Consider the following 21,453-nt stretch of genomic DNA (forward strand, 5'->3'; position numbering starts at 1 on the left):
ACCCGGGCCGCCGCGGTGGCGGCCCGCGCCACGGAGCTGGCCCGCGAGGCGGCACGCCGGCACCCCGAGCGCGTGTGGGTGGCGGCGTCGGTCGGGCCGCTGGGGGCGGTGCGTGCCGACGGCGGCGAGTACCGGGGACGCTACGGGCTGACCGAGGCGGAACTGGTCCGCTTCCACCGGCCGCGCATCGAAGCGGCCGCGGCGGGACGTCCCGACGTGCTCGCCCTGGAGACGGTCCCCGACGTCGTGGAGGCGCGGGCGATGCTGACCGCCGCGGCACGGGTCGACGTGCCGGTGTGGCTCTCGTACACCGTCGCCGACGGGCGGACGCGCGCCGGGCAGTCCCTCACCGAGGCGTTCGCCGTCGCCCTCGGGCATCCCCGCGTCATCGCGGTCGGCGTCAACTGCTGCGCCCCGGCCGAGGTCGCACCGGCGCTGCGCGTCGCAGCCGCCGTCACCGGCCTGCCGGGGGTGGCCTACCCCAACAGCGGCGAGCGGTGGGACGCCGAGCGGGGCTGGCACGGGTCGGCCGTACCCACCGCCGACGCGGTCGCCGCGTGGTACGCGGCCGGTGCCCGGCTGATCGGGGGGTGCTGTCGGGTCGGCCCCGCCCGGCTCGCCCCCGTCGCCGCCGCGGTCCGGGATCTCGGGGCACCGCCGACTGGCGCCGGGCTGAGGGGCTGACCGAGGGGCTGACCGACGGGCGCCGGGCCGCGCCGCGGCGGCACGGCCCCTGGGCGCGTCGCTCAGCCGAGGGTGGCGACCAGGACCGCCTTGATGGTGTGCAGTCGGTTCTCCGCCTCGTCGAACACCACGGAGTGCGCGGACTCGAAGACCTCGTCGGTGACCTCCAGGGACTCCAGCCCGAACCGCTCGTGGATCTCCCGCCCGAGCGCCGTGCCGAGGTCGTGGAAGGCGGGCAGACAGTGCAGGAACTTCACGTCGGGGTTCCCGGAAGCACGCAGCACGTCCATGGTGACCGCGTACGGCGCGAGGTCGACGATCCGCTCCTCCCACACCTGTGCGGGCTCTCCCATCGACACCCAGACGTCGGTGGCGACGAAGTCGACGCCGGCCACCCCCTCGTCCACGTCCTCGGTGAGGGTGATCCGGGCCCCGCTGACCTCCGCGAGCCGGCGTGCCTCGGCGACGACCCCGGCGGCCGGCCAGTACCGCTCCGGCGCCACGATGCGCACGTCCATGCCGAGCAGCGCCCCGGTGACCAGGTAGGAGTTGCCCATGTTGAAGCGGGCGTCGCCGAGGTAGGCGAAGGAGATCTCCTCCAGCGGTCCCGGGCGGTGCTCGGTCATGGTGAGCACGTCGGCGAGCATCTGTGTCGGGTGCCAGTCGTCGGTGAGCCCGTTGTAGACCGGGACGCCGGCGTGGGCGGCGAGCTCCTCCACGGTCTGCTGGGCGCTGCCCCGGTACTGCACCGCGTGGAACATGCGCCCCAGGACCCGCGCGGTGTCCTTCGCCGACTCCTTGTGGCCGATCTGCGAGCCGGCCGGGTCGAGGTAGGTGGTGGTGGCCCCCTGCTCGGCGGCGGCCACCTCGAAGGCGCAGCGGGTCCGCGTCGAGGTCTTCTCGAAGATCAGCGCGACGGAGCGGCCGGTCAGGCGCCTGACCTCGGTGCCCGCGCGGCGGGCTGCCTTCAGTTCGGCCGCCAGCTCGATCAGCTGCCGGAACTCAGCGGCGGAGAAGTCCAGTTCCTTGAGGAAGTGGCGCCCGGTGAGGTCTGTCGCCATGGTGGCTCCTGGGTCGTTGCGTCGGCGCGGTGGATACCGGAAGCTGGAAGTATATGCATCACCCAGTATCGCTATGCGGGGTGGGGGTGGGTCGGCCGCCTCCTCGCGCGGGCCCGCACCAGGAGGCGGCCGCCCCCGCTCAGCTCACCGGGTCGCGCTCCACCGGGCAGCTCATGCACCGCGGGCCACCCCGGCCGCGGCCCAACTCCCCACCGGGGATCTCCAGCACCTCGACCCCGCTGCGCCGCAGGTGGGCGTTGGTGGTGGTGTTGCGTTCGTAGGTGAGCACGACGCCCGGCTCCACCGCCAGGACGTTGCAGCCGTCGTCCCACTGCTCCCGCTCCGCCGAGTGCGTGTCCTGCGTCGCGGTCAGCACCCGCAGCCCGTCCAGCCCCAGTGCGGCGGCGATGGCGCGGTGCATGTGCTCCGGGGGGTGGTCGGTCACCTTCAGCTCGTTCTCCGCGGCGCCCGGCTCGATGGTGTACGAGCGCAGCATCCCCAGCCCCGCGTACTGGACGAAGGTCTCGCCGTCGACCATGGTCAGCACCGTGTCCAGGTGCATGAACGCCCGGGTCTTCGGCATGTCCAGCGCCACGATCGTCCGCGCCGACCCCGCCGCGAACAGCCCCCGGGCGAGCATCTCCACCGCCTGCGGGGTGGTCCGCTCGCTCATCCCGATGAGGACCGCGCCCGACCCCAGCACCAGCACGTCGCCGCCCTCGATGGTGGACGGGTAGGCGGCCTGGCCCTCCGACCACAGCCGGAAGGGACGCGCCGCCGCCGAGGTGAAGAGCGGGTGGTGGTGGTAGATCGCCTCGAAGTGCACCACCTCGCGCCGGCGAGCGGGCCAGCGCATCGCGTTGATCGAGACCCCGTCGTAGACCCACGCCGAGGTGTCGCGGGTGAACAGGTGGTTGGGCAGCGGATCGAGCAGGAAGTCGTCCGGCTCCATCGCGTGGAACCGGACCGACGTCGGCTCGGCGTGGCGCTCCAGGAACTCCCGCTTGGTCATGCCGCCGACCAGCGCGCCGGCCAACTCCGCGCCCGGCAGCTCCTCGAACGCCTCCCGCAGGTGGTCCGTGGCCAGCGGGCCGTACTCCTTCTCGTCGAAGACCCGGTCCAGCACGAGCTCGCGCGCCGCCGGAATCGACAGGCTCTCGGAGAGCAGGTCCTGGAACAGGTGGACGGCCACGCCCCGCTCGCGCAGCACCGCGGCGAAGGTGTCGTGCTCCTGCTGGGCCCGGCGCACCCACAGCACGTCGTCGAAGAGCAGGTCGTCCTTGTTGGACGGTGTCAGTCGCTTCAGCTCCAGACCCGGACGGTGGAGCACGACGCGTCGCAGTCGGCCGACCTCGGAGTCGACGTGGAATCCCATGCCCTCCATCCTGCCCGGCCGCGCCGGCTCACGCGCCTGATCCGGTCGTACCCCGGCGCCGACCGGATCACCGGCGCGTACCGCCCTCCCCGGTCCGTCCCTCGATCAGCACCGCGACCCCGTCGAGCAGCCGCTCCAGGCCGAAGGCGAAGGACTGCTCCGGCGGAATCCGTGCGCCGTGCAGCTCGCCGACGACCGGGCCGACGCGGTCGGAGACGGGGTACCTGCCGGCGGGCCAGACCTCGTCGAGCAGCGGCGCGACCGCCCCCCACCACTGGTCGTCGGTCATGCCGGTGCGGTTGTCGACGTCGGCGGCGGCGACCGCCGAACGCGACGCGCCGTGGACGTAGTGGGTCACCAGGTCGACCACGCTGTCCATCTCGACCTCCGTCAGGCCCACCCCGTCCACCGCGTGCAGCGCGCGTTCGTACCAGTCGAGGACGTGCGGGCCGAGGGACGGGCGCGCCGTGGTCACCTGCAGCAGCCAGGGGTGGCGGAGGTTCAGCTCCCACTCCGCCCGCGCCACCGCCGCCAGCCGGTCACGCCAGTCGGTTACCGGGGCGCCCCCGGTGTCGCCGTGGAGCGGGGCGGTGCGGGTCAGTTCGGGGCCGTCGGGTCCGGCGAGGACCCGGTCCAGCATCAGGTCCACCAGCTCCGCCTTGCCCGGTACGTAGGTGTAGAGCGACATCACGGTGACGCCCAGCCGTGCCGCCAACCGGCGCATCGAGAGCGCGGCGAGTCCCTCCTCGTCGGCGAGCGCGATCGCCTCGCGCGCCACTGCCTCCGCGTCCAGGCGCGGCCGCGGTCCGCGGGAGGGGCGGGGGCGTGCGCCCCAGAGCAGCTCCATGGTGGCGCGGGGGTCGCCGGCGTTGTTGCTCGCCGTGGCCTCGGGCTGCTCCTCGCCGCTGCCGGCGGTGGGCCGGGGCGGGTCGCCCGCCATCGGGGCCGCGGGGGCGCCGGCCGGGTCGGTGGGGCCGGGTCGGCCGGTCGGTTCGGGGGTGCGGTCGTGGTCCTCGGTGCTCACCGTGCTCGCTCCTCGCTCGGGTGGTCGTCGCGGGTCCGGCGCGGGAGGTGGTCGCGACGGTGGTCCGACTGTACTCCGTACAGTGTAGAGTGTCCAGCTCCGTACAGCGTAGAAAGGTAGGGGTGCATGTCGACCGACGGTGAGATCAACGTGGTCAGAGCGAGGGAGAACAACCTCCGCGAGGTGTCGCTGCGCATACCGAAGCGGGGGATCACCGTCTTCACCGGCGTCTCCGGCTCCGGGAAGTCGTCCCTGGCGTTCGACACCATCGCCGCCGAGGCGCAGCGCCAGCTCAACGAGACCTTCACCGCCTTCCAGCGCGGCTTCCTCCCGCAGCACGGCCGGCCGGACGCCGACGCCCTGGAGAACCTCTCCGCGGCGATCGTGGTCGACCAGAAGCGGCTCGGCGGCAACTCCCGCTCCACCGTCGGCACCATCACCGACATCGCCCCGCTGCTGCGGCTGCTGCTCTCCCGGGGCGGTGCTCCGCACCACGGCGCCGCCCACGCCTATTCCTTCAACGACCCGCTCGGCATGTGCCCGGCGTGCGAGGGCATCGGCCGCACCACCGAGATCGACCTCGACGCCCTCGTCGACCGGTCGCTCTCCCTCAACGGCGGCGCCATCCAGCACCCCGACTTCGGGGTCGGCAAGTGGTTCTGGGACAGCCTGGCCGGATCCGGGCTCTTCGACAACGACAAGCCGCTGTGCGAATGGACCGAGGCGGAGTGGCGGACCCTGCTGCACGGCGGCGACGCCCTCGGGCCCACCCCGAAGGGGTACGAGGGGCTGCTGGACCGGTTCACCCGCGTCTACGTCCGCAAGGACACCGCCGAGATGGCCGAGCGCAACCGCAAGGTCTTCCTCCGGTTCGTGACCTCCGCGACCTGCGGCCGATGCGACGGCAGCCGGTACAACGACGGTGTCCTCGCCAGCCGCATCGGGGGCCACTCCATCGCCGACCTCTCCGCCCTGGAGGCCACCGAACTCCTCGCCCTCCTGCCGAGCCTCGCCGCCCCCGACACCGAGCCCGTCGTCGCGAGCCTGGTGGACCGGGTCGGCGACCTGGTCGCCATCGGCCTCGGGTACCTCTCGCTGGACCGGCGGACCACCACGCTCTCCGGCGGCGAGTCGCAGCGGATCAAGATGGTGCGCCACCTCAGCAGCAGCCTCACCGACATGCTCTACGTCTTCGACGAGCCGAGCATCGGGCTCCACGCACGGGACGTCCACCGCCTCAACGCGCTGCTCCGCAAGCTGCGCGACAAGGGCAACACCGTGCTGGTGGTCGAGCACGACCCCGACGTCATCGCCATCGCCGACCACGTCGTCGACATGGGCCCGCGGGCCGGGGAGCACGGCGGGCAGGTCGTCCACCAGGGCACCCCGCAGACCCTGGCGGCGGCCGACACCGTCACCGGGCGCGAACTGCGGCGCCGCGCCCCCGTCCGGCAGACGTTCCGCACACCCACCGGCCGGCTGGAGATCCGCGCCGCCGCGCGGCACAACCTGCGCGACGTGACGGTGGCCGTCCCCACCGGCGTCGTCACCGCGGTCACCGGGGTCGCCGGCTCGGGCAAGAGCACCCTGGTGGGGGCGTTCCTGGAGCAGCATCCGGAGGCCGTCGTCGTCGACCAGTCCGCGGTCGGCACCAACCGGCGGTCCAGCCCCGTCACCTACACCGGCATGCTCGACGGCATCCGGCGGCTCTTCGCACGCGCCGGCGGGGTGAGCGCCTCCCTCTTCAGCTTCAACTCGACCGGCGCCTGCCCGGGGTGTCAGGGCATGGGGGTGGTCTGGACCGACCTGGCGTTCATGGACGGCGTCCGGACCCCGTGCGAGGAGTGCGGCGGCCGCCGCTTCCGCGAGGAGGTGAGACAGCACACCCTGCGGGGCCGCTCGATCGACCAGGTCCTCGCCATGACCGCCCGGGAGGCGGCCGAGTTCTTCACCGAGCGCGCCCTGCACGCCGCGGCGCGGGCAATGGTCGACGTCGGACTGGACTACCTGCGGCTCGGCCAGCCGCTCTCCACGCTCTCCGGCGGGGAGTGCCAGCGGCTGAAGCTCGCGACCGTCCTGCACGGCGAGGGCAGCGTCTACGTGCTGGACGAGCCCACCACCGGGCTGCACATGGCGGACGTGGACCGGCTGCTGGGCATCGTGGACCGGCTCGTCGCCGCCGGGAACACCGTGCTGCTCATCGAGCACAACCTGGAGGTGATCAAGCAGGCCGACTGGATCGTCGACCTGGGTCCGGAAGGCGGCAGCCGGGGCGGCCGCGTGCTCTTCGAGGGGACACCGCGGGCCCTGCTGGACTGCGCCGAGTCGCACACCGCCGCGTTCCTCCGGCGCGAGGCGGCCGCCGCCCGCTGACCACGGGCGGCGGAGCGGGTGGGGACGGCCGCGGGCCGCCCCCACCCCGGCGCGTCAGGGCTTGCGTGCCACCAGCCCCCACTGGTCCATCTGGTCCGCCGGCGCCGGCGCCGCCGTGTCCGGGTGCCACTCCGGGATGGGGCCGATCCCCGGGGGCAGGATCTCCAGCCCCTTCGCCGTGGCGGCCAGGTCCTCCCGGGACCGCACGTAGTAGGGCGCGGCGCCGGAGGCGGCGTAGTGCACGTTCAGCTCCACCATCGCCGGGGAGTCGATGCTGTCGCACGTCACCAGGTAGGAGCCCGACGGCAGTCGGCTCATGTACTCCTGGACCAGCTCCGCCGCGGGCCCGGGCTCGATATGCCCGAGCATCGACAGCAGCATCAGCGCGATCGGCTGCTCGAAGTCCAACGTCTCGCGAGCCGCCGCCAGCACCGTGTCCGGATCCCGCACGTCCCCCTCGATGTAGACGGTGGCACCCTCCGGGGTCGAGGTGAGCAGCGCCTCCGCGTGCAGCAGGACCAGCGGGTCGTTGTCCACGTACACGATGCGGGCGTCCGGGGCGTGGCGCTGCGCCACCTGGTGCGTGTTGTCGCCCGTCGGCAGCCCCGTGCCGATGTCGAGGAACTGCCGCACCCCGGCCTCCCGCACCAGGTGGCGGACGGCTCGGCCGAGGAACTGCCGCGAGGCGACCGCCAGGCCCGCGGCGCTCGGGTAGTCGGCGAGCAACTGGTCGACCAGTTGCTTGTCCACCTCGTACCAGTCGCTGCCGCCCGCGCAGTAGTTCCACACGCGGGCCGAGTGGGGGACGGAGGTGTCGATCCGGGAGATGATCTGGTCGCGGTCCCACTGGGACGGGTCTGCGCTCACGCGGTTGCTCCGTTCGGGTCGGGTACGGCCCTGGCGGCCGGCTCCGGCGGGCGGTGGGCGCCGCGCCCGCCCGTGCAGGCCGCGGCGCCCGCCGCAGGCCGGGGGCGGCGGGCGACACCATGCGTCCGCACACGGAACAGGTGCGTGGCGTCACCACCAGTCAGCGTACTCCGGGGGCGCCCGCCCGCACGGGGACCGCTGCCGTGCGCCGTGCCGCCCGCGCGCCGGCCGGGCCTCGCACGGGCGGGGCCCGGACCCCCTGGGGAGAGGGGGTCCGGGCCCCGCCGTCGGCGTGCCGTGCCTGCTACCGGTCAGAGCTCCTTGATGCGGATGTCGCGGTAGGAGACCACCTCACTGGCGCCGTGGACCTGCAGGCCCAGGTAGCCGGAGGCGTTGCGGCGGCCGTTGGTGCCCGGGTCGCCGCCACGCGGCGGCTCGAAGACCTGGCCGCGCGCGTTCTCGAACTCGTTGATGAGGACACCGTTGCGGTAGACCTCGTAGGACTGCCCGATCACCCGGATCTCGTAGTCGTTCCAGGTGCCCTTGGGGGTGACCCCGGCGCCGCCGAGACCGACGCGGTCGAACCCGTAGATCGAGCCGGTCTTGTACATGTCCCCGTCGGGGCGGTCGTAGATCTGGATCTCGTGACCGTAGTTGATCGCCACCCACTCGGGCCGCGACTCCTCGGGGTGCCCGTGGACGTCGGGGAAGCGCACGAAGACGCCGCCGTTGGTGAAGATGCCGTCGGGCGCGTCGTCACGCCACTGGAGCTTCAGCGAGAAGTTCTCGTACTGCCGCTCCGGGAACCACAGCATCCCCATGCCGTTGACCTCGGTGCTGCTGGTCATGGCGTTGTCCTCGGACAGGTCGAACGCCCCGCCGCCGACGTGCTGCCAGCGCTCGAAGCTCCGCTCGCTGCCGTCGAAGAGGCTGCGGTAGCCCTCGGTGTTGCCGGGGGTGCCGACACCGGAGTCGCGCGCGGCCTCACGGATCAGACCGGCCTCGCGCTCGTCGATGACGCCCTCGTCGAGGAGCTGGCCCACGACGTCGTCCACGTGACGCAGGAACAGGGCGTGCGAGGACCAGTCCTTCTCGTCCTCGATCCGCTCGTTGATGCGGCAGCGGGTGTCGGTGATGCGGTTGGGCACCCCGGTGTCCACGTCACCGACGATGACCGTGCGGCGCTCGTCGAACTCGGCGCAGTTGGGGGCGGGAACCCCGCCGCCGCGCGCCACGCTGAAGACGACCTGGCCGGGCTCGGAGGTGTTGCCGGCGACGTCCGTCGCGCGGTACGAGACGGTGTGCCGCCCCACGCCGTCGACGATGACGGTGTCGGTGTACTCCAGGTAGGGGCCGGCGTCGAGCGAGTACTCGATCCGCTCCACACCGGAGTCGTCGTCGGTGGCGTCGATCGTCACGCGGGCGTGACCGATGTAGGCGCCGCTGGAGTTGGTGGTGCCGGCCACCGTCGCGGAGACGTCCGGGGGAGTGGTGTCCTCCTCCACCTGCTCCACCACGGTGAACTCGACGCTCGCCTCCTCGGAGGTGTTGCCGGCGCGGTCGGTCGCCCGGTAGCGCAGCACGTGGGTGCCGAGTTCGTGGACCGCGACCGGGCCCTCGTACTCCTGCCACTCGCCGTCCGCACCGAGCGCGTACTCGATGGTGTTGACGCCCGAGCCCGCGTCGGAGGCGGTCACGGTCACGGTGGCAGAGCCGAGGAAGTTGCCGTCCCCGTCCTGCTCGCCGCTGACGGTGGCCGAGGTCTCCGGCGCCTCCTGGTCGTCACTGGGCTCGACGACGGTGAACTCCACGGTGCCCGGCTCGGAGGTGTTGCCCGCCACGTCGGTGGCGCGGTAGCGGATCAGGTGGTCGCCCACCTGGTCCACCACGACCGGGTCGGTGTAGGGCTGCCAGTCGCCGTCCTCGCCCTCGGCGAACTCGACGCTCTCCACGCCGGAACCGCTGTCGGTCGCCTCCAGGGTGACCGTGGCGGAGCCGAAGAAGTTGCCGTCCTCGTCCTGGGCGCCGCCCACGGAGGCGGTGACCTCCGGCGGGGTGGAGTCCTCGCCGTCGTCCTCGGTCACGATCAGGGTGCCCTGCATGGTGCCGTGGCCGGGGATGGCGCAGTAGTACCGGTAGGTGCCCGGCGTCAGGTCGACCTCGACCTCGTGCACCCCGCCGTTGTTGTCGGTCGGGTTGGCGAGGAGGTTGATGTCGACGTCGTCGTTGTACTGCGGGTCGCTGGTGTCGAAGGTCAGCGTGTGGGGCATGGCGATGTCGTTGCCGGCCTCCACGCTGTTGTCGAACACGATCGTCGCAGGTCCCGCGACGGCGGTCTCCGGCGCGGAGGCGTAGGTGTCGACCCGGTCGTCGGCCGTCCAGGTCAGCACCTGCTGCTGCGCGGTCTCCGCGTCGTCGCGCGGCTCGGCCTCACCGGACCGGCCGTCGGCGCCGGCGAAGGCCACCGTCGGGGTCAGCCCCAGCAGCAGCACCACCGAGGCCAGCAGCGCGGTCCACAGGCCGCCGCGTCGAACGCGGTGCGGCGCTACGGTCGTCGGTCTCATCAGTCGCCCTTTCTGACCAGGTCGGCCGCGGCCGGGGTCGGCGCGCCACCGTCGTAGGTCACCCGCCACAGGGCGGACTCGGAATGGGAGGTGAAGAACCCGCGGCCGTAGTCCAGCACGTACAGCGACCCGTCGGGCGCGAACTTCCAGTCCATGAGGTTGCGGATGCCGCCCTCACCGACCGGGATGATGTCCTTCAGCGACTCGGCGTGCGTGGGCAGCGCCCCGGTCCCGAGGCTGTCGGGGTCGAGGAGCACGGCGTGGCGCGGCTGCACCCCGTCGTAGAAGTCGCCGACGAACCACTTGCCGTCCCAGTAGGAGGGCCACTTGACGTCGCTGGCGCGGTTCTCGTCGTAGCGGTAGACCGGGCCGGTCATCGCGGCCTGGCCGCCGCCGCGGGCCCACGGCAGGAGCTGGAACTCCTCGTCCGCCTCGTAGGAGGGGACGCCGTCGGCGTTGCGCGGGTAGTCGGTGCCGCCGCCGTTGGGGGCGTACCAGATCGACACCGGGGTGATCGGCGGGATCTTGACCAGCCCGTCGTTGTGCGGCGACTCGTTGCGCGGGGCGTCGCAGTCGTACCAACCCAGCGGCTGGTCCGGGTTGGGCAGATTGCGGTCCCGGTAGGGCTGGTTGTTGCCCATGCAGAACGGCCAGCCGAAGTTGCCGGGCTCGGTGATGGCCGCGTACGACTCGTACTTGGCGGGGCCCCAGGTGGGGCTCGGAGCCGAGGCGTCGGGGCCGACCCAGCCGGCGTAGAGCACGTCGGTCTGCTTGTCGACGAAGATTCGCGAGGGGTTGCGGACACCCATGGCGTAGATCTCGCCCTTGGTCTTGCCGCCGCCCTCGGCCGTCTCGCGTCCCGTGAACAGGTTGCCCGCGGGGAGGGTGTAGGTGCCGTCCTGCTCGGGGTGGATCCGGAGGATCTTGCCGTTCAGGTTGTTGGTGTTGCCCGAGGTCCGGCGGGCGTCCGCGAACGAGATGCCCTGGTAGACCGGCTCCGGGTTGTTGCCCGAGTAACCGCCGGTGAAGCCGGAGGAGTTGGTGTCACCGGTGGCGATGTAGAGGTTGTCGTGGCTGTCCCACGCCATGCCGCCGCCGGCGTGGCAGCAGCTGTGGATCTGCACCTCCCAGTCCAGCAGCACCTTCTCCGAGGACAGGTCCAGCCTGCCGGTGGAGCGGTTGACGGTGAAGCGGGAGACGCGGCGCTCGGCGACGCGCTTGTCGCGGTCGATCTCCGAGTGCGGCGTCCAGTGCAGGTAGATCCACCCGTTGCTGGCGAACCGCGGGTCGAGCTCGATGCCGAGCAGGCCCTCCTCGGTCTTGACCAGCTCGCCGCCGCCGCCCTTGTTGCCGAAGATCGTGAGCGACCCGACCAGCGAGACCTCCTCCGTCCTCGGGTCCCAGACGTGGATCTCGCCCTCGCCCTTGCCGATGTCGGGGTCGTTCCAGTCGGTGACGACGGGTTCGCCGGAGGCGCGGCCGCCGCGGCTGATGTAGAAGATGCGGCCGTCGGGCGCCGCGACGAGACCGTGGGGCTCACCGATCTGGTCGTGCTCGCCGGGCTGGTTGGGCGCGGTCAGCCGCTCGGCGACGTAGTTCCCGGTGACGGTGGCCTGGCAGTCCGCGCGAGCGACGCGGTTGGTCCAGGTGAGGGCGCCGCGCAGGTGGTCGCGGAAGTCGGCCTCGGCCCAGGACCCGACGGTGCCGCCCATGGCGGTGTAGAACGACCGGCCGCCGGCGTAGTCCTGGCACCAGCTGATCGGGTGGTCCGGTCCGTTGGCCGACTCGCCCGGCTCGTAGTCGAGTTCCCGGACTCGCGCGACGGTGTGGACGTCACCGGAGGGGTTGTCCTCCCAGTTCAGCCAGCGGTCGAGCCGGTTCCACTCCAGGGGGAGGTCGGCGGTGGCCGGGTGCTCGCGGTCGCCGACCTCGACGGTGGCGCGCTGGGCGACGCTGCCGCTGTCCTCGGTGGCGCGGGCGCCGATCAGGTCGCGGTACCAGTCGGAGTAGGGCTCGGTGCGCGCTGCCTCGTGGACGCCGAGGAAGCCGCCGCCGGCACCCAGGTAGGCCTGCAGGCCCAGCTCCTCCTCGGGGTTGAGGACGTCGCCCTCACCGGTGAGGAAGACGACGGAGTTGAACGTGCCGAGCTTGCGGCCGTCGGTGAAGACGGAGGCGTCGTCGGTGGCCTCGATGCGGAACCGCTGGGCGGCGGGTCCGGAGCGGCCGATGCTCTCCAGCGCGGCGATGCCCGCGTTGACGGTGGGGGACTCCTCGTTGGCCGAGCCGTGGAAGACCAGGACGCGGACGTCGTCGCCGCCCGGTGGGGACGGCAGGTTGAGAGCCGAGGCGACGCTTTCCGCCGACGGCTGGGCGCTGGCGGGCGTCGCGTAGAGCGCGCCGGTTGCCATCACGCCGGAGAGCAGAGCCGCGGACCAGGCGCGCGTGCGACGCGAGCGGCGCATGCGGCCGCCCGCGTCCGCGCCGGGTCTGTTCCCGGGCTCCGAACTCATGGGACTGTGATGCGGTGTTGGCCGCATGTGCCACCCACTCCTCACTGCTTACGGGGTCAGCGAGCAAGGTAAACCCCCGACAGGTGCACGCCAAGGGGTTATGCCGAAGAACGGCAAAAGTTTGTCCCAGGTCTGGAAAAAGTCACCGCGGCTGGCTACGTTGTGCCGGTCCTGAGAGGTGGCGCTCCTCGCGTCGATCGCTCAACTGGCCGAAGTCAGAGGGAGTTCTGCTGATGAATGCCGCGACCAGCGGCCACGGCGGTGGCAACGGATCCGAGGGCGCCTGGCGCGACGCGAGCACCACCACGGGGGACCGCGGGCTCGGCAGACGGTCCCTGTTCTGGGGCGCCGCCGCCATCGCCGGCGCCGCGTCCCTGACCGCGGTCAGCCCGCCCAGCCGCGCCGACGGCGCCTCGCCGCTGTCGGTCCGCACCGCGAAGGCCCGCAACGAGACCCGCCGCATGAAGCTCTTCATCGAGCGGCTGAGCGACGGACGGATGGGCTACGGGCTGGAGAAGGGCAAGGCCAGCGTCCCCGGGCCGCTCATCGAGATGGTCGAGGGCGACACCCTCCACATCGAGGTCGAGAACACCATGGACGTGGACGCCAGCCTTCACGTCCACGGCGTCGACTACGAGATATCCAGCGACGGCACCCGGATGTCCAACAGCCACGTCCCGCCGGGCGGCAAACGCACCTACACCTGGCGCTCCCACATCCCCGGCCGCCGCGCCGACGGCACCTGGCGCGAGGGCAGCGCCGGCTACTGGCAGTACCACGACCACGTCGTGGGGACCGACCACGGCACGGCCGGGGTGCGCAACGGGCTCTACGGCGCCCTGGTGGTCAGGCGGGACGGCGACATCCTTCCCGACCGCACGCTGACCATCGTCTTCAACGACATGCTCACCAACAACAACCGCGTGGGGCCCGACTTCGAGGTCACCATGGGCGACCGGGTCGAGATCATCAACCTCACCCACGGCGAGCTGTACCACACCTTCCACATCCACGGGCACCGGTGGGCGGACAACCGCACCGGCCTGCTCAGCGGCCCCGACGACTCCAGCCGGGTCATCGACAACAAGATCACCGGCCCGGGCGACTCGTTCGGCTTCCAGATCGTGGCGGGGGAGGGCGCCGGACCCGGCGCCTGGATGTACCACTGCCACGTGCAGAGCCACTCCGACATGGGCATGGCCGGGCTGCTGCTGGTCAAACGGCCGGACGGCACCATCCCCGACTACGAGCACCACCACGCCGGCGGTGGTGACGGCGGTGGCCACGAGGGCCACGGCGGCGCCGAGGAGGGTTCCGGGCACGACCACTGACGCGGAGGCGCGTCGACGGCGGCGGTGACCCGGCACCGGGCGGTGCCGGGTCACCGTGGTGTCAGCGGGCGGTACCGGGCCGCTCCGGCGCGGGGCTCCCACTGGCGTCGGCGTCGGCGTCCCGGCCGGCTTCGGCCGGGGGCCCGGCTGCCTCGGACGCCCCGAGGGCGGTCTCGGCCGCGTCCTCGGCCCCGGCGGCGGCCGGGGTCTCGCCGGCGGTCACGGTCTCGCCGGCGGGCTCGGTCGCGGTCACGCTCTCGGCGGCTGTCGCCGTGCCGTCGGTCGTCGTCGACGCCGGCGTGTCGGTGGCCGCGACCGCCGACGCCGCGTCCGAGACACCCACCTCGGCGGCGGTCGCCTCCGCCGTGGCGGCGGCTGCCGCGGGGCGGCGGGCCAGCTCCGGTTCCACCGTGTCGACCAGCGAGGGATGCGGCTCCCCGCCCGCCATCCGCAGCAGCCCACGCAGGCACCGGACCGTCAGCAGCCAGTTCTTCGGGTTCCGCATGTTCAACCCGCCGATGAGCTGCCGCAGCATGGAGAGCGTGTCGAAGTAGACCCGCTCGCAGACGAGGTTCTCCGCCGCGTCGAAGATGAAGTAGGCGGTCATCCGGACGCGGAAGGTGCCGCCCGTCGCGGGGATCTCACCGAGCGGGCCGAGATGGGTGCCGATCAGCCAGAACTCCACGATCACCGCGTCATCGGCGTGCCGGAGCGCGATGATCTCGTGGCGCTGGTCCGGGAAGGCGACCCGCGTCTCGTGGTAGTAACCGCGCACCTGGTCACCGCCGTCGTGGACGGTCATGGTCGGGATCAGCTCGTAGTGCGGGTGGGGGAAGGTCGACAGCACGTCGTCCCACTCCTGCCGCACCTCGTCCTCGAAGTGGTCGAGCACCAGCTGCTGCCGTGCGGCGCGGATCTCGTCCGTGATCATGTCGTTCCTTGCGTGGGGGCGGCCGACTGCGGCCGGGATGCGCCGGGCCCGCGCCGTCGCGCGCCCGGACGGGGCGACGTCACCGTATGGCGTGGCCGACCGGCGGCATGCACCCTCGGGCAAGGCGAGCATGCCGTTCCGGCCACCCCGGATATCCGGGCTCGTGTTGCGGCGGCTGCGCCGGCGGACCGGGGCCGGTGCGCACCCCGCCCCGGCCGTGTGCCCGTGGCGCGCACCGGCCGGGGGTCCGGAGTCGCTGTCGACGGAGCTCTCCACCCGCACCGTCTCCGCGTCGCCGCCCTGGAAGGTGAGCGGCAGCGCGAACGCCCGCACGTTCGCCGGGGCGGGGCGAAAGTGACGACCGGAGCGGTGTCGATCGGCTCGAACTCGTCCGTCGTCGCCGAGGTGGAGGTCATGTCGAGCGTGACCTCGGTGGAGACGTCGGTGGAGGCCGCCCCGGAACCTGGCCGCGGCAGCGCGGCTCGGGTTCGGTTGGCGACTTACCGGTCACCGTCGCGACGACTCGCCGGACCGGATCCTTGACCGTGCCCCAGGGGCACGGTGTGGGCTTCTGGTGCGCACACCGACCCGGCCGACGCCGTCACGGTGACAGGGAGCCGCTCGCGGAACCACTGAAAGGACACGCTGATGACGACCCGCTGGGAACACAAGGTGCTCACCTACAAGCTCGGCTGGAAGGCCTTCGACTACGCGCAGATCGAGAGCGATCTGACCGCACTGGGCGCCGAGGGCTGGGAGGCGGTCGGCACCCTCGCTCCCAGCTTCGGAGCCGGCCAGGCCATCGAGATCGCCGTCATCGCCAAGCGGCCCGCGAGCGACTGACGGGACGCGCGTGCTCGGGACGCAGGCCGGCGCCCCGAGCCCTACGCTCGGCGGAGGCTCGGCGGGCCCACAGGAACTGGTCCGCCGGATCATGCTCCGCCACGTGTGTGCCACCGCCGAACCGTTGAAGCCCAGCCCCTGCGCAGGCTGCCGGAAGGGGGGCCCGAGGACGTCCTCGCACTCTTCGAACCCCACCGCGACGTCCGGATCGAAGGCGTAGAGATCGTTGACCGTGACCACGTGGGCCGACAGGTGACCCGTGCCCGTGCTCGCCCCGCAGCAGCCCCGGCACGGAGATGTCGTGGCGGAGACGCGCGCTCGCCCCGCACCTCAGGGCGGCTCGGACCGCGCCGCTGCGCCGCTGTCGCTCGCGTGGGGGAGCATGCGCCGGGAGTGCTCGGAACCCTGAGCCCAGGCTTAGCGTGGAGCCCCGGTGTCTGCTGCTTGCCCCGGTACCGCCGGAACCGTTGTGTGCACGATCCCGTCTCTACGGCCGAGTGCCCTGCCGGCCGCCTGCACCTCGGGGTGTCCGGGACATGACGTATCGTGACTCGTATTTCTCTGTTCGAACGCTTCCGAGGGGTTTCTGACATGCGGCGCCGAATCTCTGCCTCTGTGGTCGCGGCCGTGCTGGCGACCGGCCTGCTCGCCACCGCCTGCGGCGGGAGCGACGACTCCAGCGACGACGCGCTGCCCGGCGTCGACGCCGGTTCCTCGGCTTCGCCGGATCCCACGGAGGGCGAGGGCGACGAGGCGGAGGACGAGACGGGCGAGGACGAACTGCCCGAGGACGGTATCGACCGTCCGGAGATCAACCTGCCGGACGAGGTGAACAACGTCTTCGAGGAGGTCGACACCGACGACCCGGTCGAACTCGCCGTCCTCGCCGACCAGGAGCACGCCATCAACGCCGTGGACGAGGCCATCACGAGTGGCGACACGAAGGTGCCGTCCCTGCCGTTCTACCAGGCGGACACGGCGCTGCTGGAGAGCCTTGAGTTCGCCTCCGGTATGCATGACGACGGGCTTTCTTTCGGAGGCACCACGTACTATTACAACCGCACTCTCGAGATGCAGTCCGACACCGCGGCCGTCGCTACGTACTGTGCGGACATGTCCGAGTCATACCTGGTGAAGGTGGACAGTGGTGAAAGAGAGCCGGACAGCGGTACTTACTACTACACCTCGCGTCAGGAACTAAACGATGTCGGAGTTTGGCAGACCGTGGTGCTGACGACCGAGCGGGAAGACGACACGTGCGTGCGGTGAGCTCGGTTGCCGTACTGGTCGGTGCGCTGCTGTTGTCGGCGACCGCACCAGCGGTCGCCACAGACGGCGGTGGTGGTCGCGGGGACCGAGGAGGAGATGTCCGCGGAGACCGCAATGGCAACAAGCTGAAGGCAGGTGTCTCCGGGGCCGGCGTGGCTGGCGTGGTGTTCGATCCGCCGCATTCGGGTGATGGTGGGTCGTTGTCCGGGCGGCAGGCGAACTGGTCGCCGCCGCCGTGCTATTACGCGCCTCGCTGGTCGGCGTCGGAGTTCAAGGACTGGTGGGACAACTACGCCAAGAACGAGGCGTACAAGACCGACCCGGACAATGCTCAGGAGATCATCGACTCGCACGATGAGACCTACGGCGAGAACAGTCGGCACGAGGATCACAACATCGGGCGGGAGGACGAGGGGGCCTGGTGGACGGTGCACTCCAACCCGAACCACCCCGACGGGTCGACTGCGAGCTGTGAGTCCCGGATCTTCTGGGTGGACCACGATGACACCCCGCCGCCGCATCCCAACTCTCCGACGCCGGAGATGCTGGCGGAGTTGGCGTATGCCGAGGTGGAGATCCCTGATGTCCGTGCCGAGTTGAGTCCGGCGGCGGATGCGCAGAAGGTGAATCTGGCGACCTGGGTGTGGATGGACGCGTCCGATCTGGCGCCGGTGTCGGTGACGGCGTCGATCAGTGGCTACTCGCAGCTGTCGGCAACGGTGACCGCGACCCCGTCACATGTGGAACTCGACGCGGGGACGGGGGACGCGACGGTGCACGACGGCTGTGATGTCGGGGCGGACGGCGCTGTGGGGCGGCCCTATGCCTCTGCTGACGCCGGGACTGCGCCGGCCTGCGGCCTCACCTACCACCGGGCGACCCACGACCGTGGCCCGTACCCGTTCAGCGCGACGGTCGTGTGGGAGGTCAGCTGGGAGGGGTCGGACGGCAGCGGCGCGACCCTGCCGGATGGCGAGTTCGGTACCACCCAGGACGTCACCGTCCAGGAGATCCAGACCATCGTCCGCTGAATCGGTACGGGCTGCGACTGAACGCCGCCGCCCGTACCGACGCCGCGGTCCCTCCGCGCGGCTGTCCGTCGAGGGCCGACGAGAAGCAGCAACGGGGGCACGCCGGACGGTCGACAGCTCCGCGCCGTGTGTGGGCGCAGCCCCGTCTGTGGTGGACGCACCCGTCGCCTCGGCCCGCACTCCCGAGTTGCGCTGCGCGCTGCCCTGAGCGACCGGACCCCGGCTGCCGCTCTTTCTGCTCGTCGGCTCGACCGGCGGCTCCTGTGCGCGGCCCTTGGCGGGCGTGGTCCGTCTCCCGCTGGTGTGCGCGCGGACCGACCAAGGCCGAGCCCGGGGCGAGCTGGCCCTGACCTTCTTGGTGCTCGTGCGCACACCGACGCACAGCGCGGTGCGGGCACTCGCCGTGAGGGTGCCACGGAATTCCTTGCCGCTTCCGCCCGGATCCGGACGGCAGCCGTAGCGGGTGAAGCGATACCCCGCGTTTCATCCTCGCCGGCCCCTGCCTCGCCCGGCGGCTTCGGGAGATCCGTGGTGGACAACGGTCCGCAGAGGGGTCTAAGTTCTCCTCTGTTGAACATGGGTTCCATTATCGATGGAAAGCGCAGGTGGCCCGTGCCGTCGCCCTCGCCACTCGTACCACCCCGGGGAACGCCCCTGATCGGGCAGCAGCGGCAGGCGGCAGCTCCGGTGGCGCCCGGCCCGAAGCGCCGCCTCGCCTCCCGGCGCGGGCTGCTCGGCGCCTGCGCCGTGCTGACCCTTCTGCTGCTGGTCTCCGTCGTCGTCGCCATCGGCCTCGGGCCGGCGGTCATCGCGCCGGGCGAAACCGCCCGCCACCTCTGGGCGGCGCTCAGCGGCGGCACCATCGGCGCGGACGAGGTGACCACCCACCAGATCATCTGGCAGATCCGCACCCCTCGCGTGCTGCTGGCGGCGCTGGTCGGTGCCGGGCTGAGCACGATCGGTGTGGTGATCCAGGCCATGGTCCGCAACGCGCTCGCCGACCCGTTCGTCCTGGGCGTCTCCTCGGGCGCCTCGGTGGGGGCGGTCGCCGTCACCACCACCGGCGGGCTGGCCGTCCTCGGCATCCACGCCGTCTCGATCGGTGCCTTCCTCGGAGCGCTCGGCGCCTCGCTGCTGGTCTACCTCGCCGCCGCCGGACGCGGCGGACTGTCGCCCCTGCGGCTCGTCCTGACCGGTGTGGCGATGTCGCTCGGCTTCCAGGCGGTGATGAGCCTGCTCGTCTACCTCGCCCCCAACAACGAGGCCACCAGCACGGTGCTGTTCTGGACGATGGGCAGTTTCGGTGCGGCGAGTTGGGACGTGCTGCCGGTGGTGGCCGTCGCGGTGCTCGGCGGGCTGGTGCTGATGTACCGGCGGGGCCGGGTGCTGGACGTGCTCTCCCTCGGCGACGAGACGGCCGCGAGCCTCGGCGTGGCCGCGGGCCGGCAGCGGACCGTGCTGCTGGTGATGGTCTCCCTCGTCACCGGTGTCATGGTCGCGGTGAGCGGCGCCATCGCCTTCGTCGGGCTGGTCATGCCGCACGTCGTCCGCATCCTCGTCGGTGCCACGCACGCCCGGGTCCTCGCGGTCGCCCCGCTGGCCGGGGCGCTGTTCATGGTGTGGGTGGACCTCGCGGCCCGCACCGTGGTCGCCCCGCGCGAACTGCCGCTCGGGGTCATCACCGCGCTGGTCGGTGTCCCCGTCTTCGTCGCGCTGATGCGGCGCGGCGGCTACACGTTCGGAGGCCGCTGACATGGAACTGCGCATCGAGGAGCTGTCGGTGGTGACCGACGGCAGGACGCTGGTGGACCGGCTCTCGCTGACGGTGTCCGAGGGGGCGATCGTCGGCCTCGTCGGGCCGAACGGCAGCGGGAAGTCCACCGCCCTGCGCTGCGTCTACCGGGCGCTGCGCCCCAGCGCCGGCGCGGTGCTGCTGGGGGACCAGGACCTCTCCCGCCTCACGCCCCGGCAGAGCGCGCGGACCGTCGCCGCGACGACACAGGACGGCGGCGTCGATGTCGACTTCACCGTCGAGGAGGTCGTCGCGCTGGGGCGCGCGCCTCACCGGCGGGGCAACGAGCCGCTGAACGCGAGGGAGCGGGAACTGTGCCGCGCGGCGATGGAACGCCTCGACGTCGCGCACCTCGCCCAGCGGACCGTGCCCGGCCTCTCGGGGGGCGAGCGCCAACGGGTCCTGCTGGCCCGGGCCCTCGTCCAGGAGCCCCGGGTGCTGGTCCTGGACGAGCCCACCAACCACCTCGACATCCGCCACCAGCTCGGCCTGCTCTCGTTCCTGCGGGGCTCCGGCCTCACCGTCCTCGTCGTGCTGCACGACCTCAACCTCGCCGCAGCGGTCTGCGACCGGGTCGGCGTGCTCGCCGACGGCAGGCTCGTCGCCGCCGGGACCCCGGCGGAGGTCCTTACCGCGCGGCTGGTCGAGGAGGTCTTCGGCGTCCGCGCCGAGGTCGTCCCGCATCCGGTGAGCGGCGCACCGCAGTTGTTGTACTCACTCGATCCCTCGTGACCGGAAGGCGACCCACCATGCCCAGGAAGACCCCCTCAAGCGCCGCGCGCCGCACCGCCGTCTCCGGAAGTGCCGTGGTGATGGCGCTGGCCCTCGCGGGTTGCGGCGCGGAGGTGGAGGAGCAGGACGACGAGAAGTCGGACGCGTCGTCGTCCGTCCAGCGCTGCGGCGAGTCCGTGACCTACACCGTGCCCGAGCGCGCGGTCGCCTACGAGGCCGGCAGCGCGGACAAGCTGTTCGCTCTCGGTCTGACGGACCGCGTGGCCGGGTACGTCATGCCGCCCGCCAATCCGCCGGTCGAGGAGTCGCCGTGGGCGGCCGACTACGCCGAGGTGGAGATGCTCAGCGACGACCTGCTCAACAAGGAGATCGTGGTCGAGGCCCGGGCCGACCTGGTGGTCGCGGGGTGGAACTCAGGTTTCAGCGAGCAGCGCGGCATCACCCCCGAGATCCTCGACACCCTCGGCATCCAGAGCTTCCTGCACACCGAAAGCTGCTTCAACTACCCCGGCCACCCCGAGCGGATGGCGCCGTTCGACGCGCTCTGGGCCGACCTGGAGCGGCTCGGCGCGATCTTCCAGGTGGAGGAGCGCGCCGCCGAGGTGGTCGAGGAGTTGCAGGGGCGGGTGGAGGCGGTCCGCGCCGCCGCGCCCGACGGTGACCCGCTGCCGGTCTTCCTCTACGACTCCGGTACCGACCAGCCGTTCACCGCCGGAAGCCAGGTGCCGCCCAACGACATCATCGCCTCGGCCGGTGCCCGGAACATCTTCGACGACCTGGACGAGCGGTGGACGCAGGTGAGTTGGGAGTCGGTCGCCGAGGCGGAGCCCGAGGTGATCGTCATCCTCGACTACGGCGACCTCGCCGCGGAGAAGAAGATCGACTTCCTCAAGGAGTCGCCGCACACCCGCGAGCTGCCCGGGGTGCGGCAGGACAACTTCTTCGTCCTTGACTACAACGAGGGCATCAGCGGCCCCCGCACCGTCGACGGCCTGGAGAAGTTCGCCGCGTACCTGGCGGAGCTCGCCGACTGACGACCCCGTCGGGCCCGGAGGGAACGGCCGTC

Annotated in this window: 16 protein-coding genes; 9 read left to right on the forward strand and 7 right to left on the reverse strand. The window is 72.0% G+C overall.

Translation table 11 applies throughout. The features are described 5' to 3' along the window. Positions 1-684 (forward strand): homocysteine S-methyltransferase (mmuM, locus tag HCN52_RS01230; RefSeq protein ID WP_168086445.1); only part of this gene is annotated, 684 nt, incomplete at its 5' end. Positions 685-746: 62 nt separating this feature from the next. On the opposite strand, the gene argF is transcribed toward mmuM, so the two are convergent. From argF to HCN52_RS01245, 3 genes are all read right to left on the reverse strand, one after another. Further along, entirely contained in the window at positions 747-1,745 is a 999-nt protein-coding gene (argF, locus tag HCN52_RS01235) for an ornithine carbamoyltransferase (RefSeq protein WP_168086446.1), read from the reverse strand. 139 nt (positions 1,746-1,884) lie between these two features. After that, the gene (locus HCN52_RS01240; protein ID WP_168086447.1) at positions 1,885-3,120 is read right to left on the reverse strand and encodes an arginine deiminase; all 1,236 of its coding nucleotides are present in this window, start codon (positions 3,118-3,120) and stop codon (positions 1,885-1,887) included. A gap of 67 nt (positions 3,121-3,187) precedes the next feature. Continuing rightward, the gene (locus HCN52_RS01245; protein ID WP_312876480.1) at positions 3,188-4,144 is read right to left on the reverse strand and encodes a TetR/AcrR family transcriptional regulator; all 957 of its coding nucleotides are present in this window, start codon (positions 4,142-4,144) and stop codon (positions 3,188-3,190) included. Between the two features lie 126 nt (positions 4,145-4,270). Here HCN52_RS01245 and HCN52_RS01250 point away from each other — a divergent pair, with 126 nt between their 5' ends. Next, entirely contained in the window at positions 4,271-6,517 is a 2,247-nt protein-coding gene (locus tag HCN52_RS01250; protein WP_168086448.1) for an ATP-binding cassette domain-containing protein, read from the forward strand. Between the two features lie 54 nt (positions 6,518-6,571). On the opposite strand, the gene HCN52_RS01255 is transcribed toward HCN52_RS01250, so the two are convergent. The 3 genes from HCN52_RS01255 to HCN52_RS01265 all read right to left on the reverse strand — a co-directional run bounded on the left by HCN52_RS01255 (position 6,572) and on the right by HCN52_RS01265 (position 12,410). Then, on the reverse strand, positions 6,572-7,384 hold the full coding sequence (locus HCN52_RS01255; RefSeq protein ID WP_168086449.1) for an SAM-dependent methyltransferase: 813 nt from the start codon (positions 7,382-7,384) through the stop codon (positions 6,572-6,574). A gap of 311 nt (positions 7,385-7,695) precedes the next feature. Then, a complete protein-coding gene (locus tag HCN52_RS01260) occupies positions 7,696-9,948 on the reverse strand; it encodes an OmpL47-type beta-barrel domain-containing protein (protein ID WP_168086450.1) in 2,253 nt (750 codons plus the stop codon). Further along, positions 9,948-12,410 carry a ThuA domain-containing protein gene (locus tag HCN52_RS01265; protein WP_209314030.1) on the reverse strand — a complete coding sequence of 821 codons (2,463 nt, stop codon included), beginning with the start codon at positions 12,408-12,410 and terminating at the stop codon, positions 9,948-9,950. Before HCN52_RS01265 ends, HCN52_RS01260 begins: the two co-directional genes overlap by 1 nt. 281 nt (positions 12,411-12,691) lie before the next feature. Between HCN52_RS01265 and HCN52_RS01270 the strand changes: the two genes are divergently transcribed. Beyond that, on the forward strand, positions 12,692-13,789 hold the full coding sequence (locus HCN52_RS01270; RefSeq protein ID WP_168086452.1) for a multicopper oxidase domain-containing protein: 1,098 nt from the start codon (positions 12,692-12,694) through the stop codon (positions 13,787-13,789). Positions 13,790-13,850: 61 nt separating this feature from the next. Here the strand turns inward: HCN52_RS01270 and HCN52_RS24630 are convergent, their stop codons facing one another. Further along, positions 13,851-14,720, reverse strand: a complete 870-nt coding sequence (locus HCN52_RS24630; RefSeq protein ID WP_209314028.1) for an ester cyclase — start codon at positions 14,718-14,720, stop codon at positions 13,851-13,853. Positions 14,721-15,368: 648 nt separating this feature from the next. On the opposite strand from HCN52_RS24630, the gene HCN52_RS01280 reads away from it, so the two are divergent. From HCN52_RS01280 to HCN52_RS01305, 6 genes are all read left to right on the forward strand, one after another. After that, positions 15,369-15,563, forward strand: coding sequence for a DUF4177 domain-containing protein (locus HCN52_RS01280; RefSeq protein ID WP_168086453.1), 195 nt, complete (start codon positions 15,369-15,371; stop codon positions 15,561-15,563). 627 nt (positions 15,564-16,190) lie between these two features. Further along, on the forward strand, positions 16,191-16,832 hold the full coding sequence (locus HCN52_RS01285; RefSeq protein WP_168086454.1) for a hypothetical protein: 642 nt from the start codon (positions 16,191-16,193) through the stop codon (positions 16,830-16,832). After that, positions 16,820-17,863 (forward strand): hypothetical protein, encoded by a 1,044-nt coding sequence (locus HCN52_RS01290; protein WP_168086455.1) that lies wholly within the window; start codon positions 16,820-16,822, stop codon positions 17,861-17,863. The genes HCN52_RS01285 and HCN52_RS01290 overlap by 13 nt, the downstream gene beginning before the upstream one ends. Before the next feature lie 576 nt (positions 17,864-18,439). After that, positions 18,440-19,615: a FecCD family ABC transporter permease gene (locus HCN52_RS01295; RefSeq protein WP_168086456.1), complete on the forward strand. Its 1,176-nt coding sequence runs from the start codon at positions 18,440-18,442 to the stop codon at positions 19,613-19,615. A gap of 1 nt (position 19,616) precedes the next feature. After that, a complete protein-coding gene (locus tag HCN52_RS01300) occupies positions 19,617-20,387 on the forward strand; it encodes an ABC transporter ATP-binding protein (protein WP_168086457.1) in 771 nt (256 codons plus the stop codon). A gap of 17 nt (positions 20,388-20,404) precedes the next feature. Then, positions 20,405-21,421, forward strand: coding sequence for an ABC transporter substrate-binding protein (locus HCN52_RS01305; protein WP_168086458.1), 1,017 nt, complete (start codon positions 20,405-20,407; stop codon positions 21,419-21,421). The last annotated feature ends 32 nt before the right edge of the window (positions 21,422-21,453 follow it).

Source organism: Streptomyces bohaiensis (assembly GCF_012033785.1).
Lineage (GTDB): Bacteria > Actinomycetota > Actinomycetes > Streptomycetales > Streptomycetaceae > Streptomyces > Streptomyces bohaiensis.